Source organism: Bradyrhizobium sp. 4 (assembly GCF_023100905.1).
GTDB lineage: Bacteria > Pseudomonadota > Alphaproteobacteria > Rhizobiales > Xanthobacteraceae > Bradyrhizobium.
Window position 1 is genome coordinate 5,967,368 of the sequence record NZ_CP064686.1, and the last position, 21,788, is coordinate 5,989,155.

The 21,788-nt window shown below is 65.5% G+C and carries 18 protein-coding genes and 1 other RNA gene; 4 read left to right on the forward strand and 15 right to left on the reverse strand.

Features of this window, described 5'->3' with window-relative positions:
• Positions 1-51 precede the first annotated feature (51 nt).
• The 5 genes from murF to rsmH all read right to left on the reverse strand — a co-directional run bounded on the left by murF (position 52) and on the right by rsmH (position 6,121).
• Positions 52-1,431: a UDP-N-acetylmuramoyl-tripeptide--D-alanyl-D-alanine ligase gene (murF, locus tag IVB45_RS28470; RefSeq protein WP_247358657.1), complete on the reverse strand. Its 1,380-nt coding sequence runs from the start codon at positions 1,429-1,431 to the stop codon at positions 52-54.
• A complete protein-coding gene (locus IVB45_RS28475; RefSeq protein WP_247358653.1) occupies positions 1,428-2,900 on the reverse strand; it encodes a UDP-N-acetylmuramoyl-L-alanyl-D-glutamate--2,6-diaminopimelate ligase in 1,473 nt (490 codons plus the stop codon). Before IVB45_RS28475 ends, murF begins: the two co-directional genes overlap by 4 nt.
• Before the next feature lie 84 nt (positions 2,901-2,984).
• Positions 2,985-4,739 (reverse strand): penicillin-binding protein 2, encoded by a 1,755-nt coding sequence (locus tag IVB45_RS28480; protein ID WP_247358649.1) that lies wholly within the window; start codon positions 4,737-4,739, stop codon positions 2,985-2,987.
• Positions 4,736-5,128: a hypothetical protein gene (locus IVB45_RS28485; RefSeq protein ID WP_027570696.1), complete on the reverse strand. Its 393-nt coding sequence runs from the start codon at positions 5,126-5,128 to the stop codon at positions 4,736-4,738. Before IVB45_RS28485 ends, IVB45_RS28480 begins: the two co-directional genes overlap by 4 nt.
• A 3-nt stretch (positions 5,129-5,131) precedes the next feature.
• The gene (rsmH, locus tag IVB45_RS28490) at positions 5,132-6,121 is read right to left on the reverse strand and encodes a 16S rRNA (cytosine(1402)-N(4))-methyltransferase RsmH (protein WP_247358647.1); all 990 of its coding nucleotides are present in this window, start codon (positions 6,119-6,121) and stop codon (positions 5,132-5,134) included.
• A gap of 523 nt (positions 6,122-6,644) precedes the next feature.
• Here rsmH and IVB45_RS28495 point away from each other — a divergent pair.
• A complete protein-coding gene (locus IVB45_RS28495) occupies positions 6,645-7,427 on the forward strand; it encodes an N-acetylmuramoyl-L-alanine amidase (protein ID WP_247358645.1) in 783 nt (260 codons plus the stop codon).
• Between the two features lie 50 nt (positions 7,428-7,477).
• On the opposite strand, the gene IVB45_RS28500 is transcribed toward IVB45_RS28495, so the two are convergent.
• Together IVB45_RS28500 and IVB45_RS28505 are read right to left on the reverse strand one after the other, a co-directional pair.
• Positions 7,478-8,710, reverse strand: coding sequence for an RNA polymerase sigma factor (locus IVB45_RS28500; protein WP_247287992.1), 1,233 nt, complete (start codon positions 8,708-8,710; stop codon positions 7,478-7,480).
• A gap of 22 nt (positions 8,711-8,732) precedes the next feature.
• Complete coding sequence (locus IVB45_RS28505) at positions 8,733-9,086, reverse strand: YciI family protein (RefSeq protein ID WP_007600836.1); 354 nt, start codon at positions 9,084-9,086, stop codon at positions 8,733-8,735.
• Positions 9,087-9,235: 149 nt separating this feature from the next.
• On the opposite strand from IVB45_RS28505, the gene rnpB reads away from it, so the two are divergent.
• An RNA gene (rnpB, locus tag IVB45_RS28510) (RNase P RNA component class A) lies at positions 9,236-9,666 on the forward strand.
• Between the two features lie 114 nt (positions 9,667-9,780).
• On the opposite strand, the gene IVB45_RS28515 is transcribed toward rnpB, so the two are convergent.
• Entirely contained in the window at positions 9,781-10,494 is a 714-nt protein-coding gene (locus IVB45_RS28515; RefSeq protein WP_247358643.1) for an alpha/beta hydrolase, read from the reverse strand.
• Between the two features lie 72 nt (positions 10,495-10,566).
• Entirely contained in the window at positions 10,567-11,031 is a 465-nt protein-coding gene (locus IVB45_RS28520; RefSeq protein ID WP_256464269.1) for a DUF983 domain-containing protein, read from the reverse strand.
• A gap of 49 nt (positions 11,032-11,080) precedes the next feature.
• Here IVB45_RS28520 and IVB45_RS28525 point away from each other — a divergent pair, with 49 nt between their 5' ends.
• The gene (locus IVB45_RS28525) at positions 11,081-12,451 is read left to right on the forward strand and encodes a PLP-dependent aminotransferase family protein (RefSeq protein WP_247358639.1); all 1,371 of its coding nucleotides are present in this window, start codon (positions 11,081-11,083) and stop codon (positions 12,449-12,451) included.
• A gap of 7 nt (positions 12,452-12,458) precedes the next feature.
• Here the strand turns inward: IVB45_RS28525 and IVB45_RS28530 are convergent, their stop codons facing one another.
• Positions 12,459-12,719 (reverse strand): hypothetical protein, encoded by a 261-nt coding sequence (locus tag IVB45_RS28530; RefSeq protein ID WP_247358637.1) that lies wholly within the window; start codon positions 12,717-12,719, stop codon positions 12,459-12,461.
• A gap of 231 nt (positions 12,720-12,950) precedes the next feature.
• On the opposite strand from IVB45_RS28530, the gene IVB45_RS28535 reads away from it, so the two are divergent.
• Complete coding sequence (locus IVB45_RS28535; protein WP_247358636.1) at positions 12,951-13,694, forward strand: sulfite exporter TauE/SafE family protein; 744 nt, start codon at positions 12,951-12,953, stop codon at positions 13,692-13,694.
• Here the strand turns inward: IVB45_RS28535 and IVB45_RS28540 are convergent.
• The 5 genes from IVB45_RS28540 to IVB45_RS28560 form a co-directional block, all read right to left on the reverse strand.
• The gene (locus tag IVB45_RS28540; protein ID WP_247358634.1) at positions 13,691-14,959 is read right to left on the reverse strand and encodes an O-antigen ligase family protein; all 1,269 of its coding nucleotides are present in this window, start codon (positions 14,957-14,959) and stop codon (positions 13,691-13,693) included. The two genes, IVB45_RS28535 and IVB45_RS28540, sit on opposite strands and share 4 nt — an antisense overlap.
• A gap of 69 nt (positions 14,960-15,028) precedes the next feature.
• A complete protein-coding gene (locus tag IVB45_RS28545) occupies positions 15,029-16,435 on the reverse strand; it encodes an MATE family efflux transporter (protein WP_247358632.1) in 1,407 nt (468 codons plus the stop codon).
• 78 nt (positions 16,436-16,513) lie between these two features.
• Entirely contained in the window at positions 16,514-18,313 is a 1,800-nt protein-coding gene (locus IVB45_RS28550; RefSeq protein WP_247358631.1) for an ABC transporter ATP-binding protein, read from the reverse strand.
• 473 nt (positions 18,314-18,786) lie between these two features.
• Positions 18,787-20,373 (reverse strand): DHA2 family efflux MFS transporter permease subunit, encoded by a 1,587-nt coding sequence (locus IVB45_RS28555; RefSeq protein WP_247358629.1) that lies wholly within the window; start codon positions 20,371-20,373, stop codon positions 18,787-18,789.
• 25 nt (positions 20,374-20,398) lie between these two features.
• Positions 20,399-21,718, reverse strand: coding sequence for an HlyD family secretion protein (locus IVB45_RS28560; RefSeq protein ID WP_247358627.1), 1,320 nt, complete (start codon positions 21,716-21,718; stop codon positions 20,399-20,401).
• Positions 21,719-21,788 lie beyond the last annotated feature (70 nt).

The following is a 21,788-nucleotide window of genomic DNA, read 5'->3' on the forward strand; positions in this document are numbered from 1 at the left end:
CGGCTTCGCGCCGGAAAGGGTGGGATTCGGGAACAGCGCCTTCCAAGCAGTTTACGCCCTTGCCTGCAAGGCGGCCACTAGGCCCGGCACAAACTTGTTGACCCAGAACATCTTCTTGCTGCCCTTGACAACCACGACATCGCCTGCCCTCAGCAGATTTGCGACCTCGCCCGGCTTCAGCGTGACGGGGTCGTCGTGCCAGCCGAGACCCTTGCCGGCTGGAAGCACCTCGAAGAGGTGACGCATCAGGGGCCCGACGCAATAGATCCCGTCGATGCCGTCGAGATGCCTGGCGAGATCGGTGTGATAGGCCGGCGCGCCGTCGCCCAGCTCCAGCATGTCGCCGAGCACCGCAATGCGGCGGCCGCCGGTCGTGTTGCGCGCCTGCAGACTTTGCAGCGCGGCAGCCACGCTGGCCGGATTGCCGTTAAAGCTGTCGTCGATCACGGTGACGCCGCCGACCGCCTGCTCGACGCCACGGCCGGTCATGATGCCGACCCGGTCGAGCTTGATCGCAAGCGTCGCCGCATCGAGGTTGGCCGCACGGATCGATGCGAGCGCGGCGAGCGCATTCTGAACGCGGTGCGGCGCGCCCGGCGTCAGGCTAAACGCGATCTCCTTCTTGCCGAGCGCGGCCACGACCTGCCAGCTGTCGCCATGTGGCGCGTGCGCGACCTCGTGCACCTCGGCTTTGTCGCCGAAGCGTATGACCTTGCCCTTCCAATCCGGCGCCCTGATCCCGGCGGGCAGCACCAGCACGCCTTCCGAAGGCAGGCCGAGGGCAATCGACACCTTCTCGCGGCGGATGGCCTCGAGCGAGCCAAGCTTCTCCAGATGCACCGGCTGGACGTTGACGATGAGCGCGACCGTCGGCCGCGTCAGTTCGCTGAGCCGCGCGATCTCGCCGGCCTGGTTCATGCCCATTTCGACGACCCAGAGACTGGCATCGGGCCGCGCATTGCACAGCGTCAGCGGCACGCCCCAGAAATTGTTGAAGCTCGACGGGCTGGCATAGGCATTGGGGTAGGCCGCGAGGAATTCCTTGGTGCTGGTCTTGCCCGCGCTGCCGGTGAGCCCGATCACCGGCCCGTTGAAGCGCGCGCGTGCCGCGCGCGCTAGACCCCAGAGACCGTCGATCAGCGTGTCCTTGACGACGATCTGGGGAATGCGGACGCCCGCGATCTCGTGCGGCACGATCATCGCGACCGCGCCCGAGGCTTCCGCCTTGTCCGCGAACTCCCAACCGTCACGCGCGCTGGCGAAGGCCGAGATGAAGCCGCCGCTCGGGGTGCCGCTCAGCGCCACGAACAGGCTGCCCGGTTTCACCAGCCGGCTGTCCTGGGTGACGAAGTCGATCGGCGTGTCCGGGAACGATCCGGCAGCGCCCAGCGCGCGCGCCACTTCGGCCACCGTCCATATGGGCGCGCTCATGTAATCCTCGACGCTAATGCGGCGGCGACCGCCTCGTGATCACTGAAGGGCAAAACCTCTCCGCCGACGATCTGCCCGGTCTCGTGGCCCTTGCCGGCGATGAGCAGCGCATCGCCATCTTCCAATTCCGCGATCGCGGTGCGGATCGCAACGGCGCGGTCGCCGATTTCGCGGGCACCCTTGGCGGCAGCGAGGATTTCGGCGCGAATGGATTCCGGCTTCTCGCTTCGCGGATTGTCGTCGGTGACGATGATGCCGTCGGCGTTGCCGGCCGCGATCTCGCCCATGATCGGACGCTTGCCGGCATCGCGGTCGCCGCCGGCACCGAACACGACGACCAGCCTGCGCCTGGCGTAGGGACGCAGTGCCTGCAGCGCCTTGGCCAGCGCGTCGGGCTTATGCGCATAGTCGACGAAGATCGGCGCACCGTTGCGCTCGCCGACGCGCTCCAACCGGCCTTTGGCGCCTTCGAGATGTTCGAGGCTCGCGAACACATTTGCGGCGTCGCTGCCGGTGCCGATGGCGAGGCCGGCCGACACCAGCGCATTCTCGATCTGGAATTCGCCGACCAGCGGCAGCCGGATCGCATATTGCTTGCCGCGATGTTCGAGCGCGAGCATTTGCGAAAATCCTTCGACCTCCGCACCGGCGAGACGAATGCCCTCGCCCGCCCCGTCGCCGTTGCGACCGACCGCCATCACGCGCAAGCCGCGCGATGTCGCAGCACTGATTGCCTCCGCCGAGCAATCATGATCGGCGGAGATCACGGCCGCGCCCCCCGGCGGGACCAGTTCGCGAAACAGCCTGAGCTTGGCCGCAAGATAATGCGCGACGGTCGGATGATAATCCATGTGGTCGCGCGAGAGATTGGTGAAGCCGCCGGCCGAGACGCGCACGCCGTCGAGGCGATACTGGTCGAGCCCGTGCGAGGAGGCCTCGAAGGCGAGATGCGTGACGCCCTCGCGCGCGATCTCGTCGAGCTGCCGGTGCAGCGCGACCGGGTCGGGCGTCGTCAGCGAGCCGTAGACGGTACGCTTCGGCGAGACCAGGCCGATGGTTCCGATGCTGGCGGAGGCGTGCCCGAGCCGCTCCCAGATCTGCCGGGTGAAAGCGGCGACCGAGGTCTTGCCGCTGGTACCGGTCACCGCTGCAATTGTCGCGGGTTGCGCGGGAAAAAATCTTGCCGCGGCCAGCGCCAGCGCGCGGCGCGGATTGGCGACTGTGATGAACGGCACCTTGCAGCCATCAGGCGCATGGTCGCCGACAACCGCCACCGCGCCTGCGGCAATCGCGGCATCGATGAAGCGCGCACCGTCGGTCTTGCTGCCCGCAAGTGCGAAGAAGAGATCGCCTGGCTTGACCGCGCGGCTGTCGAGGGCAACGCCGCTCACGTCGAGCGCCGCGACCGCGGGCTCGATTGCGGCGTCATTGCCCTGAACATCCTGATCGAGGAGGTCGCGCAGCTTCATGGTCTTCCAGTCGACATGCCGGACCGGATCGCCGAATCTTCAGGGAAATCCCGACTCAGCAGCGGCAACGGCCCACCCGGTTGATTACTGGGTTGTCCTGGATGCTGCAAGAATAAGGCGCTCGGACGGCGGCAGGTCGAACCGCGGCTCGACGCCCAGAAGCGGCGCGATCCGCTCGATCACCTTGCCGCCGGTCGGCACCGCGTTCCAGCCCGAGGTGATGAAACCCTTCGTTTCGGGAATCGCCTGGGGCTCGTCCAGCATGATCAGGATCTGATATTTCGGATCGTCGCAGGGCATGATCGCGGTGAAGGAGTTGAGCACCCGCTTTTTGGCATAGCGGCCGTTGATGACCTTCTCGGACGTGCCGGTCTTGCCGCCGACATAGTAACCCTTGACGTCAGCGGTCTTGGCGGTGCCGATTTCGGCATTGAGCCGCATCAGGAACCGCATCTTGTCGCTGGTCTCCGTCCTGATGACGCGCTTGGCCATCGCCGCCGCTTCGGACTCGCTGCGCTTCATGAAGGTCGGCGGAATCAAATAGCCGCCGTTCACCAGCGCGTTGATGCCCATCACCGCCTGCAGCGGCGCCACCGACATGCCCTGGCCGAACGCAATGGTCACCGTGTTCAGCTCGCCCCAGCGGCGCGGTATCAGCGGAGCTGCGCTTTCCGGCAGTTCGGTGCGCAGCCGCGTCAGCTGGCCCATCTTGGCGAGGAATGCCTTGTGCGCCTCGACGCCCTGGCCGAGCGCGATCCGCGCGGCGCCGATATTGGACGAGAAGGTGAACACTTCCTTGGTGTTGATGAAGCGTCCGAGCGGATGGCTGTCGTGGATGGTGAACTTGCCGTAGTGCAGGTTTCCGCGTGCATCCCACGACGTGTTCAGATTGATCTTGCCGGAATCGAGCGCCATCGCCAGCGTAAATGCCTTGAAGGTCGAGCCCATCTCGTAGACGCCGGTGGTCAGGCGATTGATGCGGTCGGGGTCGTGCGCTTCCTTCGGATTGTTGGGATCGAAGTCCGGAAGCGAGACCATCGCCACGATCTCGCCGGTCTTGACGTTGGAGACGATGCCGGAGGCTGCCTTGGTGTGGTATTTCTCCTTGGCCTTCAGCAGTTCGTCACGCAGTGCGTGCTCGACGCGCAGATCGACCGAGAGCTCGATCGGCTTTTGCAGCCGGTCGGTGGCAAAGCCCGCGCGGTGGAGATCGGCGAGCCCCTGATTATCGAGCCACTTCTCCATGCCGGCGATGCCCTGGTTGTCGATGTTGACGAGACCGATGAGGTGGGCGACCTCGTTGCCGGTTGGGTAGACGCGCTTGTTCTCGCGCAGGAAGCCGATGCCGGGAATGCCGAGCTTGTGGATGTCCTGCTGCTGCTTCGCCGTGATCTCGCGCTTGAGCCAGACGAAGCCCTTGCGCGTCTTCAGGCGCTCACGCACCTCGGCCTCGTCGAGGTCGGGCACGGTGGCGGTCAGAAGTTCGATTGCCTCGTCCTTGTCGATGATGCGGCGCGGCTCGCCGAACAGGCTCGACGCCTTGACGTCGGTCGCGAGGATCGCGCCGTTGCGATCGACGATGTCGGGCCGCGCGGTCGCGACCACCTCCTGCGCCGCGGCGCGACGCGCGCCGTGGGCGTCGGCGCCGATCGCGAACATCACGAGCCGGCCGCCGATTAGGGCGTAGACCGCGCCAAAGGCGAGCATCGCCAGGCCGACGCGCGCCCGCGCCTTGGCCGCGCGATCGACATTGCGCCCGTACAGCAGGCTGCGGATCAGCCGTTGGCGCCAAGGTTCGGTCGGCTTTTCTGTGGGTTTGGCCGGGGTCACAGCACTCATGGCTTGTCCTCGGGCTGAGGCACGGAGCCCGTCACATTATCGGGATCGCTCGCGGCTTCGATGGTGTTGAGCATGGCGCCGATCGGATCCGGCTCGCCCGGCCTGAACATCCGCGGCGGACGCTCGGGCAAATTCTTCAGTGAGTCATACTGCGTGCCGTTGACCGGCTTGAGCTGCAGATGCCGGTCGGACAGGCCTTGCAGGCGCAGGGGCGCATCGAGCTTGGCCCATTCGGAGCGCAGCGCCGCGATCGCATCGCGCTGCTCGCGGATCTCCGCATGCAGACGCAATACCTTTTCGGTGCGCGCCGTGGAGTCCATCTTGATCCGGTAGACATGAGCCGCCGCGAAGATCAGCGCGCCGATGACGAGGAGGTGGATGAAGCGCATGCGCTAGCCACCTCTCATGACGTCGGAGAGTTTTGGCCAGGACGATTGCTCGCGATCGTCATGCGCGGGAGCCGAGGTGCGCTCGGCGGCGCGCAGTTTTGCCGACCGCGCGCGCGGGTTATGCGCGACTTCGTCCTCGCCCGCGATCACCGGCCGCCGCGTCAGCAGCTGGAAGCTCGGCACCGCCTGAGACACTTCCGGCAAATGGCGTGAGCCGCCACCTGTCTTGCTGCGCTCGGCGAGGAAGTTCTTGACGATGCGGTCTTCCAGCGAATGGAACGAGACGACCACGAGGCGACCACCGGGCTTGAGCACACGCTCGGCAGCGATGAGCGCGCTCTGGAGTTCCTCGAGCTCTTCGTTGACGAAGATGCGCAGGGCCTGGAACGTCCGCGTCGCGGGATGAATATCGCCGGGCTTGGAACGAACCACCCTGCCGACGAGATCGGCGAGCGCGCGCGTGGTCGTGAACGGCGTTTCCTGACGGTCCGCGACGATGGCGCGGGCGATCCGGCGCGACTGCCGCTCTTCGCCGAGGAGATAGATGATGTCGGCGAGATCGCCTTCCGACGCGCGCGCCACGACATCGGCTGCAGTCGGGCCTGCCTGCCCCATCCGCATGTCGAGCGGACCATCGAGGCGGAACGAGAAGCCGCGGCCGGCCTGGTCGAGCTGCATCGAGGACACGCCGACGTCCATCACGACGCCGTTGACGCCTTCGAGCCCTTGCGCCGCGCAGACATCAGCGAGGTTGGAGAAACGATCTTCAACGAGGGTCAGCCTGCCCGCGGAGCGGGCGGCCAGCTCGGCGCCACCCTCGATCGCAGTACGGTCGCGATCAATGGCGATCACCCGGGTTCCCGGCACGTCGAGAATCGCGCGGCTGTAGCCGCCGGCGCCAAAGGTCGCGTCGATGTAAGTGCCACCTTCGCGTGGAGCGAGGTGGTCGATGGCCTCGCGGCCAAGAACGGGGATGTGCGGAACCGAGCTCATGCGCCAAGCCTGCCGATCGCCCCGCCGGACTCCCAAGTGAGATCGGGGACGAACAAGCTCATAATGCCTCGAAAGATTCCGCGTCGCGGCGGTTCCACGACCCAACCCCCGTCCAACATAGTTACCGAGCCCGGTCGTCCCGGGCCACCAACCCAGTATTCCCCTTGGAATTTGTCGGGCAGCCATGGGATTTCGAGCCAAAATACGCTTTGGCCGCCTCCGGACGCGGGTCGGCTCTTCATCCCTCAGTAACGGCCCTTAGCGTTAAGAAAGCGTTGATCGGCTCGCGACAAGTCGAAAAGCTGACGCGGCGGTGATGCTTCATCCACACACATGCGCCAAAATGCATCCGTTAACCTCGTCGCGCGGTTGCGCACGTTGGAGGGTAAAGGAATAGTAAAGAGAAGGGCTTGGCCCACTCTCCGTCTGTCTCGAGCTGTTTATGTCGTCCGGTTCGTCCACGCCGTCTGGATCTGATTCGAAGCGTCAACGTGTTCTCCCGGTTCCCAAGGCCGCCGCGAACATGCGGACGTTCGAGCCGGATTCCTCGATCGTCTCCGACATCATCCCCTCACCGAACCATGGCGACCGTAACAAGGGCCGGCAGCCCGACATGATCGTGCTGCATTACACCGGCATGCCCGACGTCGAAGGTGCGCTGGCGCGGCTCTGCTCGGCGGGCACCGAGGTGTCGGCACATTATGTCGTGCTGGAAGACGGCCGCATCGTGCAATGCGTGCCCGAGGCCAGGCGCGCCTGGCATGCCGGCGTGTCCGCCTGGGCCGGCGAGGACGACATCAATTCCTGCTCGATCGGGATCGAGATCGTCAATCGCGGCCACGACTGGGGCTATCCGGAGTTTCCGCTGCGCCAGATCGCCGCCGTGATCGCGCTGTGCCGCGGCATCATGCTTCGCCGCAAGGTGCCCGCGCACCGGGTGCTCGGCCACTCCGACGTGGCGCCCGCGCGCAAGAAGGATCCCGGCGAAAAATTTCCGTGGCATTCGCTGGCCAATTCCGGCGTCGGCCATTGGGTCACGCCCGCGCCGGTGGTGCGCGGCGAGAGCCTGATGCTCGGCACCATCAGCGACGAGGTGCTGAGCCTGCAGCAGGCGCTCGCCAGATACGGCTACGGCGTTCCCCTCACCGGCAAATACGACGCCGCGACCATGGAAGTCGTCACCGCGTTCCAGCGCCATTTCCGCCCGGCGCGACTGGATGGGGTCGCGGATCACTCGACGCTGTCGACCTTGCAGGCGCTGTTGGGGAGTCTCCCTCAGGAGGCAACGACCGTCGCGACGAAGTGACGGGAATCGTCATTGCGAGCGAAGCGAAGCAATCCAGGAGTATTGGGCGACTACTCCATCTCCCGCATCCTTCGCGCATAAAGTCGTCGCAGCGGCTCCAACTGCGTCGCCTCCGTCGCCGCGCGATAGGCCTCGCGCGCCTCCTCATTCCGGCCGAGCCGCCGCAGCAGATCGGCCCGCACCGCCGGCAACAGCTCGTAGCCACGAAGCCCGCCGCGCGCCGTAGTCGCATCCACGAGATCGAGCGCACGTGCCGGCCCATCGACCATCGACACCGCCGCCGCATGGTTGAGCTCGATCACCGGCGACGGGTTGATGCGCAATAGTACTTCGTAGAGCCCGGCAATCTGCGGCCAGTCTGTCTGCTCATAGCTCGGCGCGCGCGCATGCAGCGCGGCGATCGCGGCTTGGACTGCATAGGGCTGCGGCCGGCCGGGCACGCGCAGTGCGTCGTCCACCAGACGGAGACCCTCCTCGATCTGTGCATGGTCCCACCGCGAACGATCCTGCTCTTCCAGCAGCACGATGTCGCCGGCGGCGGTCTGGCGCCCTGCGCGGCGCGCATCGTGCAGCAGCATCAGCGCCAGCAGGCCCTTGATCCCCGCGCGATCGGGTAACAGCCGGTCGAGCAAGCGGCCAAGCCGGATCGCCTCGGCCGCAAGATCGGGCCGCATCAAATCCGCACCTGACGTCGCCACATAGCCTTCGGTGAAGACCAGATAGATCACGGCAAGCACACCCTCGAGCCGCGGCACCAGCGTGTCGCGCTCGGGGACCTCATAGGGAATGCCGGCGAGCCGGATCTTCTGCTTGGCGCGGACGAGACGTTGCCCCATCGCCTCCTCAGTGACGAGGAAGGCGCGCGCAACCTGCGCCGTGGAGAGCCCGCAGACGGTGCGCAGCGTCAGCGCGACCTGGACTTCGGGCGCAAACGCCGGATGGCAGCAGGTGAAGATCAGCCGCAGCATGTCGTCGTCGACCATCGCCGGCGGCTCGACGGGCGCCTGCGCGTTCAGCTCGAGCTCGTGCACGAGCGCCTGCTCCTTGCCGCGGAAAACGGCCTGGCGCCTGATACGGTCGATCGCCTTGTGCCTGGCGACATTGACCAGCCAGGCACGCGCATTGTCGGGGACCTCGCACGCCGGCCAGCGCTCCAGTGCCACCGCAAAGGCGTCCTGGAGCGCGTCCTCGGCAAGATCGAAATCGCCGACGAGGCGGATCAGCGTGGCCAGCGCCCGCCCCGCCTCGTCGCGGAAGATCTTGTCGATCTCGGACAATGTCATATGTCGATGCGCGACTGCGCCTTCACTTGTCGTAGACCCAGATCGGCCGCACCTCGATCGAGCCGATGCGCGCCGACGGAATCCGCGACGCGATCTCGATCGCGGTATCGAGATCCTTGGCCTCCACGAGGTAATAGCCGCCGAGCTGCTCGCGCGTTTCGGCAAACGGGCCGTCGGTCGTCAGCGTCTTGCCATCGCGCACGCGCACGGTCGTCGCGGTCGTGGTCGGCTGCAGCCGGTCGCCGGCCTTGAAATTGCCGCTCTGGATGATGCCTTGCGTGAAGGTCTGATATTCCGCCGTCATCTGCTGGCCGGCCGCCGGACGCATATTCGCGTACTCGGCTTCGTTCTGGTAGATCATCAGCAAATACTGCATCGCTTAACTCCTGTTGCACGGCTGGATCGCCGACATCCAGTCGAACGGGACACGCGCCCAACGACATCTTCAGGATAAATTATTTCGGGCGAACCGTGCATGGCGTTATCGGCTTGCGGAACCGACACAAATGCTTCATGCGTAAGCCGTCAGTCGGCCGGACGGCCGCTCCGGCAAGTGCCGAAAGGCCGCCGGGGAGGAAAGTCCGGGCTCCCTTGACATACGGTGCCGGATAACGTCCGGCGGGGGCGACCCCAGGGAAAGTGCCACAGAGAACGAACCGCCCGCCGTGGCAGCGCAAGCTGCGTAGGCAGGTAAGGGTGAAAAGGTGCGGTAAGAGCGCACCGCGGCTGCGGCAACGGAGCCGGCATGGTAAACCCCACCGGGAGCAAAACCGAATAGGGACGGCGTAGCGGGCTGTTCGCGAAAGCGATAACGCCGCGGGGCGATGTCAGGCCCGCCGTCCGGGTAGGTTGCTCGAGGCCCTGTGCAAACATGGTCCCAGAGGAATGGCCGTCACGTATCGTTCGCGCAAGCGGACGGTGCCTTACAGAACCCGGCTTACAGGCCGGCTGATATTCTAAAGCGTTTTCGAGCGAAGTGGTTTTCCGGTTCGCGTGAAGAAAACGTGTCTTACCAAGAAGTGACGAGGGGCTCGGTGTTAATGCATCGGGCCCCTCACCATTTTGGCTCTCTATCCGACGATCTTCTCCAGGACCGCCATCAACGCCTCCGGCGCCGTGACATTCGGTGCATGGCTCGCGTCGAGTTCGAAAGTGCGCCAGCCATCCTCGCTCTTGGTGCGCTTCGCAAACTGCCCGAACACGTCGCCCGGCGGAATGCGCGTGCAATAGATGTAGCTGCGCGGCATCACCGGCTCGCCATGTTCGAGCTTCAGCTTCGTCTCGAAACATTTGATCGGCATGTTGATCCGGCGCGCGTTGAGCCAGTCGAGATCGGCCTGCGGCGTGTCCGGCGGCGGCGGGTTCGGCAGGATGCGGTAGCCGTCGCCTGAGCTTGCAGCCTTGCGCATCGGCTCGCGCCCGCCCTCATGGAGATCGAACAGCGATTGGCCGTCACGCGGCACGAAGGCGTCGAGGTAGATCAATTGCGTCACCCGCTCGCGCGCGCGATCGGCGACGCCGGTGGCGACCATGCCACCATAGCTGTGGCCGAGCAGCACGATGTCCTCGAGGTCCTCGAACCTGATGACATTGAGAATGTCCTGGATATGCGTATCGAGATCGATCGCGGGACTGGCCAGATGCGCGCGCTCGCCGAGGCCGGTATAGGTCGGCGCAATCAGGCGATGGCCGGCCTGCGCCATCAGCGGATGCATCTTCTTCCAGGCCCACCCGCCGGACCACGCGCCGTGACAAAGCAGGAAGGTTTTTGAGCGTGCGACCATCGGCGTTTCCATCGTTCTTGTTTGTACGATGGAGTGTAGCGGCCGGTCTCGCGATGTAAACGCTACGGCCCCTTAAGCCGCGCGCGTGTTCACCTTGACGAAAACGGGTGCACCCTGACCAGCTTCGCGCCGCAGCTTGCCCGCCTCAAAACCGTGCATGCCGATCTGCCATTGCAGCCCGACGATGGCGCCCTTGGTCGGCTGCAGCAGCGCAAGCGAAGCGAACAAGGTCACCGGCAGCCACACCGCCAGTTGCAGCCAGACGGCCGGCGCATAGGCGGTCTCGACCGCGAGGATTGCCGGCACCACGAGATGGCCGACGACGACCATCACGAGATAGGCCGGGAAATCGTCGGCGCGCTGGTGAAACAGCTCCTCGCCGCAATGGTCGCAGGTATCCGCCACCTTCAGGAAACGGCCGAACGCGTGCCCCTCGCCGCAATTGGGGCATTTGCCCAAGAAACCGCGCCACATCGCTTTCGTGAGAGAGACTGAACCGGTCGCCATGACCCCACCTCTTCCTTTTCTACGATCCATACAATAAGATCTTGCATCCATACATTCAAAGGATATGGACCTTAATTGCATGGATTGGACCCCTACAATCTCGGAGCTGAGCGGGCCGCGCTATCAGCGCATCGTCGAGGCCATGGAGGCCGACATCGCCGCCGGCCGGCTGGTGCGCGGCCAACAATTGCCGACGCAGCGGGCGCTGGCAAAGGCGCTCGGCATCGATCTCACCACGGTGACGCGCGCCTACACCGAGGCGCGGCGCCGCGGCATCATGGAGGCCCGGGTCGGCCAGGGCTCGTTCGTGTCGGAGACCAGCGCGCGCCGCGCGGTCGATCTGCCGCATCCCGTCGCGATCGACCTCTCGATGAACGTGCCGCCGCAACCTCTCGAAGCGCAACTCGACGAGCGCATCATCGCCGGGATGGAAGCCATCCGCGCGCAATCGGGCCTGACGGCGCATCTCAACTACCAGCCGCCCGGCGGCAGCGCACACGAGCGCGAGGTCGCCGCGCGATGGATGCGCGCACGCGTGCCGCATGCGCATGCCGACAGGCTCGTGATCTTTCCCGGCGCGCAGACGATCCTGTTCAGCCTGCTCGCCCACCTCGCCCGGCCCGGCGACGTGGTGCTGACGGAGGCGCTCACCTTTCCCGGCATCAAGGCCGCCGCGGCGCGGCTCGGCGTCAAGCTCGTCGGCGTCGCCATGGACGACGGCGGCATCCTGGCCGACGCGCTGGCGAAGGCCTGCCGCACGCATAGACCGAAAGCGGTCTATCTCATTCCGACGCTGCACAATCCGACCACTGCGACGCTTCTCCCCGAGCGCCGCAGCGCTCTCGCAAAGATCATCAAAGATGCCGATACGATTCTGATCGAGGACGACGCCTACGGGCTGCTCGATCGGTCGGCATCGCCGATCGCCAATCTCATTCCGGAACGGACATATCTCGCAACCACGCTGTCAAAATGCATCGCGCCCGCGCTACGGGTCGCCTATCTGGTGACGCCAGATAACAGCTCGCAGCGGCAGATGCGCAACTCTTTGCAGGCGACGGTGCAGATGCCGGCACCGCTGATGGTCGCGCTGGTGACGCATTGGATCGAGACCGGCATCGCCGACCGCATCATCACCGCGATCAGGAGCGAGGCCGTCGGCCGGCAGCAGCTCGCGCAACGCGCGCTGAAAGGCTTCGAGTTCCAGGCCAAGTCCGCCGCTCACCATCTATGGCTGCGGCTGCCGGAGGACCGTCCCGACGTCGCGGCACATCTGCTACGGAATGGACTGGCAGTCGTCGCCGGCGAGGCCTTCACCGTCGACGGGACCGCGCCACACGCGGCGCGCGTCTCGCTAGGCGCGGCGCGCAACAGGGCGGAATTGACGGAAGCACTGCGCATCCTGGTCGGCGCGCTGCACAGGCCCGCCGACACCAGACAGATCGTCTAGCAACAGCCTATTGATGCTGGCGGCGATGCCGCGAGCGCACGACCGGCGCGACGGGGGACGGATAGGCCGCATAGGCTTCGCTCGGCGCGAAGGACTCGCCGCGAGCCCCGCGCGCGGCGGGCGTGAGCTGGCCGCCATTCAGAACGTCGCGGTCCGGATGGGCAGCCTGATAGGCCGCAGGCTCGGAAAACTGGGCCTGCGCCATTGTCGGCATCAAGGCCGCCGCCGCCACTAGCGCGGCCGCGACGGCAATCTTCGTGCGGGTCATCGTCCTTCTCCATACGCTCATTCGGGAAATCACCGATCGAACCGCATGATGGCGTCGAACGGACCCCCCGGTTTAAGTACGAGCATCATCTAGGGCCTGTCTTTCGCGAACGCCCGCCGCTGGGGATCACGCTTGCGTGCGGTTTTGAAATTGACCTGCACGGCCGCAGCTGTGCTATGCGAGCAATGGCGATCAACAGTTCGGGATCGCCCAGGCGACAGGGACTATCTGTTGGAAATACTCACCTACGCGCTGCTGCTGCTCGGCGCACTGGCCGGGGGCTTCGTCTCGGGCCTTGCCGGATTCGGCACGGCGCTGATGGCGCTCGGCATCTGGCTCTACGTGCTGCCGCCCTCGCTCGCGGTGCCGCTGGTGCTGATCTGCTCGGTGATCGCGCAGAGCTCGACGCTGCCCTCGATGTGGAAAAGTTTTGATCTCTCGCTGGTCTGGCCGTTCCTGATTGGAGGACTGATCGGCGTGCCGCTGGGCACCATGCTGGTCGCCTCCGCCGATCCAAAAGTGTTCAAGCTGAGCGTCGGCGTGCTGATCCTTGTGTTTTCGACCGCGCTCTATCTGAACAAGCGGCCCCTCGCCGTCACCTTCGGCGGCCGCATTGCCGACGGCGCGATCGGCTTTGCCGGCGGCATATTAGGTGGCCTTGCCGGACTGTCGGGGCCGCTTCCGATCCTGTGGGCCAACATCCGCGGCTGGAACAAGCACGAGCGGCGCGGCATCTTCCAGCTCTTCAATTTCACCGTGCTGGCCGCCGCTTTGGTGTTGCAGACCGCCTCGGGCCTCGTCGCGTTCAAGGTGATCTGGCTCGCGGTGATCGCATTTCCGGGCACGCTGATCGGCGCATGGGCCGGCGCGCGCGTCTACCACGCGCTGAGCGACAAGCATTTTGGCGATGTCGTGCTCGGTCTCTTGTTCCTGTCGGGCCTCGGCCTGGTCTGGAACAGTTTGGGCACGCACTAGCTCCGTATTGTCTTCGCGGCGAGCGCCATGCCGCCGGCAACGCCGACTCCAAGCACGTAGATCCAGCCCTCGGCGAAATCGAACAGATGCGAGTTGAGCAGCGAGGAGAGCAAGTTCTGCACCATGACCAGAAGGCCCACCCAGCAGGCCAGCCCCTCGCCGCGAAACAGCGAGAGGTGCGCGAACCAGAGCGCGTAGAGGATCACGACGCCCAAGGCGCCCCATTGCACGGCGACATTGAGCGTCTGGTTGTGGGGATCACCGACGATTTCCGCCCGAACCCCGCTCTCGCCGACAGCCGCGCGCGCGAACAGGCCGCGGATCGCGCCGGTGCCGTGACCGAGCAGCGGCGCATCCGCGGTGAATGCCAGCGATTTGCGCCAGAACTCCAGTCGCGATCCCATGCCGCTGACGTCGTTGCCGACGATGCTGACCTCGTAGTCTCCGCTGAATTTGGCGACGGTCGTGCGCAGATGCGGCGAGGCACTCCACAACGTCAAGGCCAACAGCCCCATCGCACCGACGGCGAGCAGCGCGGTGCGGCGGCGCAAATGCAAGAGCGCGAAGACCACGATCAGGATCGGCAGCGTCACCAGCGCCGTGCGCGAGACCACGACGAACATCATGTTGGCGAGGAATCCCATCGCGAGCGCCACGAACAGCGCCGCGCTACGGTAGCGGCCTCGTCGTAGCAGCGACACGGTGGGATAAACCAGCGCGATCGCACAGAGCGCGAATTCCTGGCTCTGGTCGATATAATTGCGCACCGCGATCCCGCTTTCGACCTTGTAAGGCCCGCGCGACAGATAGAGTTTCAGCGACAGTGCGGGATCGGCGGCGACGGCAAAGGAATAGAGCATCAGCGCCGTGCAGGACACCAGGAACGCGGAAAACACCCAGTTGCCATAGGGCCAGCGCTCGAACTGGTAGATCAGGAGCGGAATCACCAGCAGCTTCGCTGCCGGGCCGATCGCATGGATTCGGTCCGGCCACGGCGCATCCGACCAGAGCGTGCCGATGGCGGCGAGTGCGACCAGCGCAATCGGCAGCAGGCACATCGGCCGAAGCAGCGAACGCGGAAATTCGCGAAGGTCGAGGAACGCGAACGCGATCAGCCAGGGAATGAGCGCGAAAATGAGCCCGGTCGTGGTCCATGGCAACAGCAACGCGATCAGCGCGACGAAGCGGGCTGGCGTGCGATAGCGTGCCGCCCAGATCGCGGAGAGCCAGGAATTGGGCCGCTGCTCGTACAACACTCCGGTCATTTGGCCCCTGCAGGCGATCCCCACGGCGCGGCAAGTTTGCCGGAGCCGTGGGGCGGGGACAAGCGATCGCTACGCCGGCGCGCGTACAGGAGACGCCACGGGCTCCGGCGCAGCCTGCTCCGGGGATTCCTCGTGTCGGAGCATGACAAGGCGCTTCCTGAATTCACGCCGTAGCAGCCACAAGCTCAGGGCCGCCTGCAGCGTGGTTGCCGCGATCGACAGGTACCAGACGTGCTCGATCCGGAAGCCCGGCCGCGTCGACAGCCAGATCGCCGGCAGCGAATAGGTGAGCACGCGCGTTGCCGAACTCCACAGCACCGGCTTGGTATTGCCGAGGCCCTGGAACATGCTCGAGCAGGTGAAGATCACGCCCTGCGCCACCATGTTGAGCGAGATGATCCGCAGGAACAGGAACGCGATCTCCATGGTTTCCCGATCGTTCGAGAACCCCGCGAGCAGGAGCTGCGGCTTCGACTGCGCGAGGCACATGAAGCCGATCATCACGACACTGGTGATCAGCGCCGCCTTGACGAAGGTTTCGCGCACGCGCTCGCCTTTTCCGGCGCCCATGTTCTGGCCGGCGATCGGCCCGGCGGCGAGCGCAACCGCAAGCGCCGGCATCTGGATCAGGCCCAGGACCCGTTGTCCGATCCCGAAACCGGCCTGCGCCGCCGCACCGAAATCGCGCAGCACGAAATAGACCACCGCCATCAAGATGAACATCATCGCGAACTCGCCGCCGGCAGGCAGACCGACATTGAGGATGCGCTTCAGATGCTGCGCTTGCGGACGCCACTGCGCCGGATTAAAGGCGACATAGCGCTCGACCTTGCGAAAATACGCAAGCAGCATCACGACGCCGATCAGCACCGCGATCGAGCTCGCCAGCCCCGCACCGGCAACGCCGAGCGCATGGCCCGTGCCCAAGCCCGCGATCAGAACCGGCGCCAGCGCGATGTTGATGGCCACCGCAAGCGCCTGCACCAGCATCGTGGGACGCACGATGCCGGTGGCGCGCAGCGCGGATCCCATCACCTGGCTCGCGAATTGCAACGCGAGCGCCGGCATGAACCACAGCAGATACGTGGTCCCCGCCTCGATCGTGGCTTCGTCCGCGGCGATCGCATGCATGTAGGCGCGCGACAGCGCCGCGCCTGCGACCAGGGTCAACAGTCCGAACAGCACCGACAGCACGATCGCCTGATTGAAGATCAAATTGGCATCCGGCCGATCCTTGCGTCCCACGGCATGCGCGATCAACGACACCGCGCCGACGCCGAGCACCTGCATCAGCGCGTTGATGAGAAAGCCGGCATTGCCGGCCGCCGCCACGCCCGCGACCGCGGCATCGCCCAAGCCCGAGACGAAGTACAGATCGACCAGCTGGCAAAGCATGATCGTGACCATACCGACCATGATCGGCGGCGCCATGCCCAGAATGTGCTTCGCGATGGAGCCGTTGGTCAGGTCTTTCATGTCATTCCATCCTTGACGGATTTCCTCGACCGATTCTTTGACGACGCGGCCGACATTGGTCCGCCGGCTGCGCGTCACTCATTCCGCTGCTGCGATCTGTCCGAGCTCCACCACCTGGCGCTCGAACAGCCCGCGATAGATGCCGCCGGGCTTGGCCGCGAGCTTGGCATGGGTGCCTTGCTCGACGATCTCGCCGCGGTCGAACACCAGGATGCGATCGAGGCTCTTCACCGTCGACAGCCGGTGCGCGATCACGATCGAGGTCCGGCCTCTCATCAGCCGCTCCATCGCCTGCTGGATCAGCGCCTCGGATTCCGAATCGAGGCTCGAGGTCGCTTCGTCCAGGATCAGCACCGGCGCATCGGCCAGGAAGGCACGCGCCAGCGCCACGCGCTGCCGCTCGCCGCCGGAGAGCTTGACGCCGCGCTCGCCGACCAGCGTGCCGTAGCCCTTGGGCAGGCGCACGATGAAGTCGTGCGCGTTGGCCAGCCGTGCCGCCTGCTCGATCGCCTCCAGGCTGGCGCCGGGCCGGCCATAGGCGATGTTCTCGGCGAGCGAGCGGTGGAACAGGATCGGGTCCTGCTGCACGATCGCGATCTGGCTGCGCAGCGAGTGCTGCGTCGCCTTGGCGATGTCTTGCCCATCGATCAGAACGCGGCCGCCGGTGACGTCGTAGAGCCGCTGCACCAGCTTGACGAAGGTGGTCTTGCCGGAGCCGGAGCGGCCGACGAGACCGACGCGTTCGCCGGCGCGGATCGTGACCGACAATCCGTCATAGAGCGGCGCGTGGTGGCCGCCGTAATGGAACGTGACATCGTCGAACACGAGCTCGCCGCGCTCGATCGCGATCGGCCGCGCGTCCGTCGCATCCGCAATCCCGATCGGCTCGTCGTGGATCGCCACCAGCTCCTCCATGTCGTTGACCGAGCGCTGCAGGTTGTTGATGTGCATTCCGACGTCGCGCAAATAGGCATGGATGACGTAATAGCTCGTCAGCACATAGGTGACGTCGCCGGGCGAGGCCTGCCCCGACATCCACAGCAGCACGGCACCGCCGATCACGGAGGCGCGCAGGGCCAGCAACACCGAGAGCTGCGCCAGATTGGTGTAGTTGTAGCGCAGCCAGGTCCGCCGCACGCGCGCGCGCCAGCGGTTGACGACACGGGCAAGCCGCGCATCCTCGCGCGCCTCCGCGCCGAACGACTTCACCACGGCGTTGCAGGTCAGCGCATCCGCCAGTGTGCCGCCGACCTTGGTGTCCCAGGCATTGGAGACGCGCGCGGCCGGCGCGATGTAGCGCGTCGAGAACAGCACCGTCATCGTGACATAGGCCAGCGCGCCGAGCGCGATCACCGCGCCAAGCGAGGCCCAGTGCACGCCGAGCAGGATCGTCGACCCAATCAGTACCAGCAGCGACGGCGCCAGCGCCATCAAGATGGTGTCGTTCAACAGGTCGAGCGCCCACATGCCGCGGGTGACCTTGCGCACCGTGGATCCCGCGAAGGAGTTGGCGTGCCAGTCGGTCGAGAACCGTTGCACGCGCATGAAGGCTTCCTGCGCGACCTCGGACATGATCTTCAGCGAGAACGGCACGATGGCCTGGAGGCCGGTCAGCCGCAGCACCATGGAGGCTGCGCCCAGCGCCACGATACCGCCCAATGCCATCAGCGCCGCGTGACGCGCGGCGGGATCGGATGGGCCGCGCGTCAGGGCGTCGACCAGATGTCCGGAGAAGACCGGCATGAACAGGTCGGCGATGGTCGCACCCAACAAGCCGCCGGCCACGACGAGCGTACGCCCCGGCTGCTTCAGCCAGTGCCGGAACACGAAGGGCAGCACCACGCGTATCGCCGCGGGCCTTTTTGACAGAGCGGTCATGGCATCATCCGGCCGCTTATGCCGCGGGCCGGCTCCATTGATGGACGCAGGTCGGCCGCGAGGGCCGAGACGGCGTCACTTGAAGTTGGTTTTGGACTTGGGGAGCGGAGCGATCGGGACTGGAAGCCCAATCGAAACTGGCGGAAGAGGCCTCTAGGAGGCCGAGCAGATACCGAGCCAGAACATCATCGAGCGCGGGCGTGCGATCTGCGAATGCGACGAAATCATGCAAATCCTCCCGGTTCGATGGAATGAGGTGCGCTTTATAGATGTGTCATTGGTGATTTGCAACGGGGCTCGCGCGAGATCACGCACGAGTGTTGCAAATTAGTACGCTTCGCCGCGCTCTCCTCCGTCATGCCCCGCGAAGGCGGGGCATCCAGTACGCCGCGGCGCCTCGGCTCTATTACAGGCTTTTCGGAATACTGGATCGCCCGGTCAAGCCGGGCGATGACACCGAATGAGTGGCTGGCTTAGTGCGCGTCGCCGCTGGCGCCGAACGGCGAGGCCGGCCTCTTCAACAGTGTGACGAGCAGGGTGAGGCCGAGATAGAACAGCGTCAGGATGAAGAAGGCATCGCCGAAGCCCATCACCACGGCCTGGCGATGCACGAGTTGCGACAGCTGCTTCATCGCCATCAGCGTGGAATCGCCAAGCCCCTGGAACTTCTGCATGAACATGGTCAGGGTTTCGGTCGCGGTCGCGTTGCCCCAGGTGACGCGCTCCTGCAGGCGCGTGATGTGCAGGTCCGTGCGGTCGTTGAGCACGGTGTTGATGACGGCGAGACCGACCGCGCCGCCGAGATTGCGCATCAGGTTGAAGAGGCCCGAGGCGTTCTTCACCCGGTCGGGCGCGAGCGTGCCGAGCGCGATGTTGTTGGTCGGCACCATCGCGAACATCATGCCGATGCCGCGCAGGATCTGCGGAATCAGCAGCTCGTAGAAATCGTAGTCGCGCGTGATCCACGTCATCTGGTAGGAGCCGAGCGCGAACACGACGAGCCCAAATGCGATCATGTAGCGCATGTCGTACTTCGCCATGAGGCGGCCGACCACCGGCGCGACCAGGAACATGGTGATGCCCGAGACGAACATGGTCTCGCCGATCATCAGCGCGCTATAGCCGCGCACTTCGGCGAGATAGCGCGGATAGATGTAGGTCAGACCGTAGAGGCCGATGCCGATGCAAAACTGAAGGACGCAGCCGATCGCAAAATTGCGGTTGGAAAAGGTGCGTAGATTGACGATCGGCTCGACCGCCGTGAAGACGCGCCAGAAGAAGGCAATCGCGGAGATGCCGCAGATCCAGGCGCAGATCGCGACCGAGGGGTCCTGCATCCATTCATATTGCGGCCCTTCCTCCAGCACGTATTCCAGCGTGCCGAGGAACCCGGCCATGAACAGCAGCCCCCACCAGTCGAAACGATCGAGCAATTCGAAATGCGGCTCGTCGAAATCGACCAGCGCCAGCACACCGATGGTGATCCCGATGCCGGGCACGATGTTGATGAAGAACAGCCAGTTCCAGGACATCAGGTCGGTGATGTAGCCACCGACGGTCGGCCCGATGGTCGGAGCCAGCGTCGCGACGAGCCCGATGATGGGACCGACGATGTGGAATTTGGTGCGTGGGAAGACGGTGTAGGCCGAAGCGAACACCGTCGGGATCATGCCGGCGCCGAGAAAACCTTGCAGCGCGCGCCAGAGGATCATCTCCTCGATGGTGGTGGCGAAGCCGCAGAGCAGGCTCGATGCGGTAAAGCCGGCCGCCGAGATCGCAAACAACAGCCGCGTGCCGAAGGCGCGCGACAGAAATCCCGACAGCGGAATCGCGATCACTTCGGCGATCAGATAGGCGGTCTGAACCCAGGAGACCTCGCTGGAGCTTGCCGACAGGCCGGCCTGGATTTCACTCAGGGACGCCGAGACGATCTGGATGTCCAGGATCGACATGAACATCCCGAACACCATGATGATGAAAGCGAACAACCGCTTCGGCGCAATGCGCTCCGAAGCGGGGTCCGCCATCATGGCAGGTGAAGCGGTCGTGGCGTTCGCCATGGTCTGACCTCGCGGCGCAGGCGCGCTACTGCGGATGGATCATGGTGGCGTCGTCGAGATCGACCTCGCTGTCGGCGTCGGCCGCGCCCTTGTTAGTGTCGACCGTCGCAGTGACCGACATGCCGGCGCGAAGCAGGTTTTGCTTTGCGACCGACTTCGGCACGCGGATGCGGACCGGCACGCGCTGCACGATCTTGGTGAAGTTGCCGGTGGCGTTGTCAGGCGGCAGCAGCGTGAACACCGAACCCGCGCCCGCCGCGATGCTGTCAACGACACCGGAGAACTTGCGCATGCCGTAGGCGTCGACCTTGATCGTCACCGGCTGACCGGGGCGGATGCGCTTGAGCTGGGTCTCCTTGAAATTGGCGTCGATATAGACGTTGTCGAGCGGCACGACGTTGCCGAGCCGCTGGCCCACCGCGACGAAGTCGCCGGCGCTGACGAGCCGGTTCGAGAACGTGCCGTCGACCGGCGCGCGCACCGCGGTGAAGGCGAGATCGCGCTCGGCCTTGGCCAGCGTGGTCTTGAGTTCGGCGAGCTGCGCCTGCGCTTCGGCCTGCTGCGCCTTGGCGACGTCGACATTGCTGAGCGCGACGTCGTAGGCGGCCTGCGCAGCCTTGACCGCGGCGGCGCCCTGGTCGCGTCCGGCTTCGGAGCTCTCGAAGGTGGCGCGCGAGGCAAACCCCTTGTTGCTCAGCGCTTGCTGGCGCTCATAATCGAGGTCGGCGCGCTTGAGGCCGGCTTCGGCGGAGACGAGCTGCGCCTTGGCTTGTGCGACCTGGCTGTCGAGCGCCGCGACTTGGCGGCCGATGCGATCGATGGTGGCCTGCTGGGTCGCGATCCTGGTCGCGGCGGCGTCGACCGCGATCTTGTAGTCGCCGTCGTCGATGCGGAAGACGATGTCACCGGCGCGGACCGTCGTGTTGTCGCCGGCGAGGATCGAGGAGACGTGGCCGGCAACGCGCGCGCCCAGCATGGTGTTATTGGCGCGGACATAGGCGTCGTCGGTCGCGACGTAGAAGCGGCCGACCAGCGTGTAATAGCCGGCATAGCTCGCGGCCGCGAGCGCCAGCACCAGCCCTACTCCCATCATCACGAACTTGCGCTTGCCGGACTTCGGCGCGCCGGCGGCGGCGGGCGCGTCGGGGGCTGCGGCCGGCTTGTCGGTCACGGGCGTCTCCGGCGCCTCGCTGGGGCGGCGCTTGGTTTCCTCGGCCACATGAGAGCGCAACTGCTCGGCGAGAGCTACAGACGTCTCGGTGGCAGCGTCACCACCCGCGGGCGTCGGCGTCTCCGCGGCGTCCGGGCGAAGGACGCGCGCAGCCTGATCTCTCACTACGGCCATGGAGGCCTCCCCCAAAAAAGCGCAATGAGGGACGGCCGCCGTGCGGCCGGGTCCCTCTCGCCGATCCCAA

Bases quoted from the DNA above. Each gene is read 5' to 3' on its own strand.
- murF (WP_247358657.1), bottom strand. From the start codon at position 1,431: ATGAGCGCGCCCATATGGACGGTGGCCGAAGTGGCGCGCGCGCTGGGC.
- IVB45_RS28475 (WP_247358653.1), bottom strand. From the start codon at position 2,900: ATGAAGCTGCGCGACCTCCTCGATCAGGATGTTCAGGGCAATGACGCC.
- IVB45_RS28480 (WP_247358649.1), bottom strand. From the start codon at position 4,739: ATGAGTGCTGTGACCCCGGCCAAACCCACAGAAAAGCCGACCGAACCT.
- IVB45_RS28485 (WP_027570696.1), bottom strand. From the start codon at position 5,128: ATGCGCTTCATCCACCTCCTCGTCATCGGCGCGCTGATCTTCGCGGCG.
- rsmH (WP_247358647.1), bottom strand. From the start codon at position 6,121: ATGAGCTCGGTTCCGCACATCCCCGTTCTTGGCCGCGAGGCCATCGAC.
- IVB45_RS28495 (WP_247358645.1), top strand. From the start codon at position 6,645: ATGCGGACGTTCGAGCCGGATTCCTCGATCGTCTCCGACATCATCCCC.
- IVB45_RS28500 (WP_247287992.1), bottom strand. From the start codon at position 8,710: ATGACATTGTCCGAGATCGACAAGATCTTCCGCGACGAGGCGGGGCGG.
- IVB45_RS28505 (WP_007600836.1), bottom strand. From the start codon at position 9,086: ATGCAGTATTTGCTGATGATCTACCAGAACGAAGCCGAGTACGCGAAT.
- IVB45_RS28515 (WP_247358643.1), bottom strand. From the start codon at position 10,494: ATGGTCGCACGCTCAAAAACCTTCCTGCTTTGTCACGGCGCGTGGTCC.
- IVB45_RS28520 (WP_256464269.1), bottom strand. From the start codon at position 11,031: ATGGATCGTAGAAAAGGAAGAGGTGGGGTCATGGCGACCGGTTCAGTC.
- IVB45_RS28525 (WP_247358639.1), top strand. From the start codon at position 11,081: ATGGATTGGACCCCTACAATCTCGGAGCTGAGCGGGCCGCGCTATCAG.
- IVB45_RS28530 (WP_247358637.1), bottom strand. From the start codon at position 12,719: ATGACCCGCACGAAGATTGCCGTCGCGGCCGCGCTAGTGGCGGCGGCG.
- IVB45_RS28540 (WP_247358634.1), bottom strand. From the start codon at position 14,959: ATGACCGGAGTGTTGTACGAGCAGCGGCCCAATTCCTGGCTCTCCGCG.
- IVB45_RS28545 (WP_247358632.1), bottom strand. From the start codon at position 16,435: ATGAAAGACCTGACCAACGGCTCCATCGCGAAGCACATTCTGGGCATG.
- IVB45_RS28550 (WP_247358631.1), bottom strand. From the start codon at position 18,313: ATGACCGCTCTGTCAAAAAGGCCCGCGGCGATACGCGTGGTGCTGCCC.
- IVB45_RS28555 (WP_247358629.1), bottom strand. From the start codon at position 20,373: ATGGCGAACGCCACGACCGCTTCACCTGCCATGATGGCGGACCCCGCT.
- IVB45_RS28560 (WP_247358627.1), bottom strand. From the start codon at position 21,718: ATGGCCGTAGTGAGAGATCAGGCTGCGCGCGTCCTTCGCCCGGACGCC.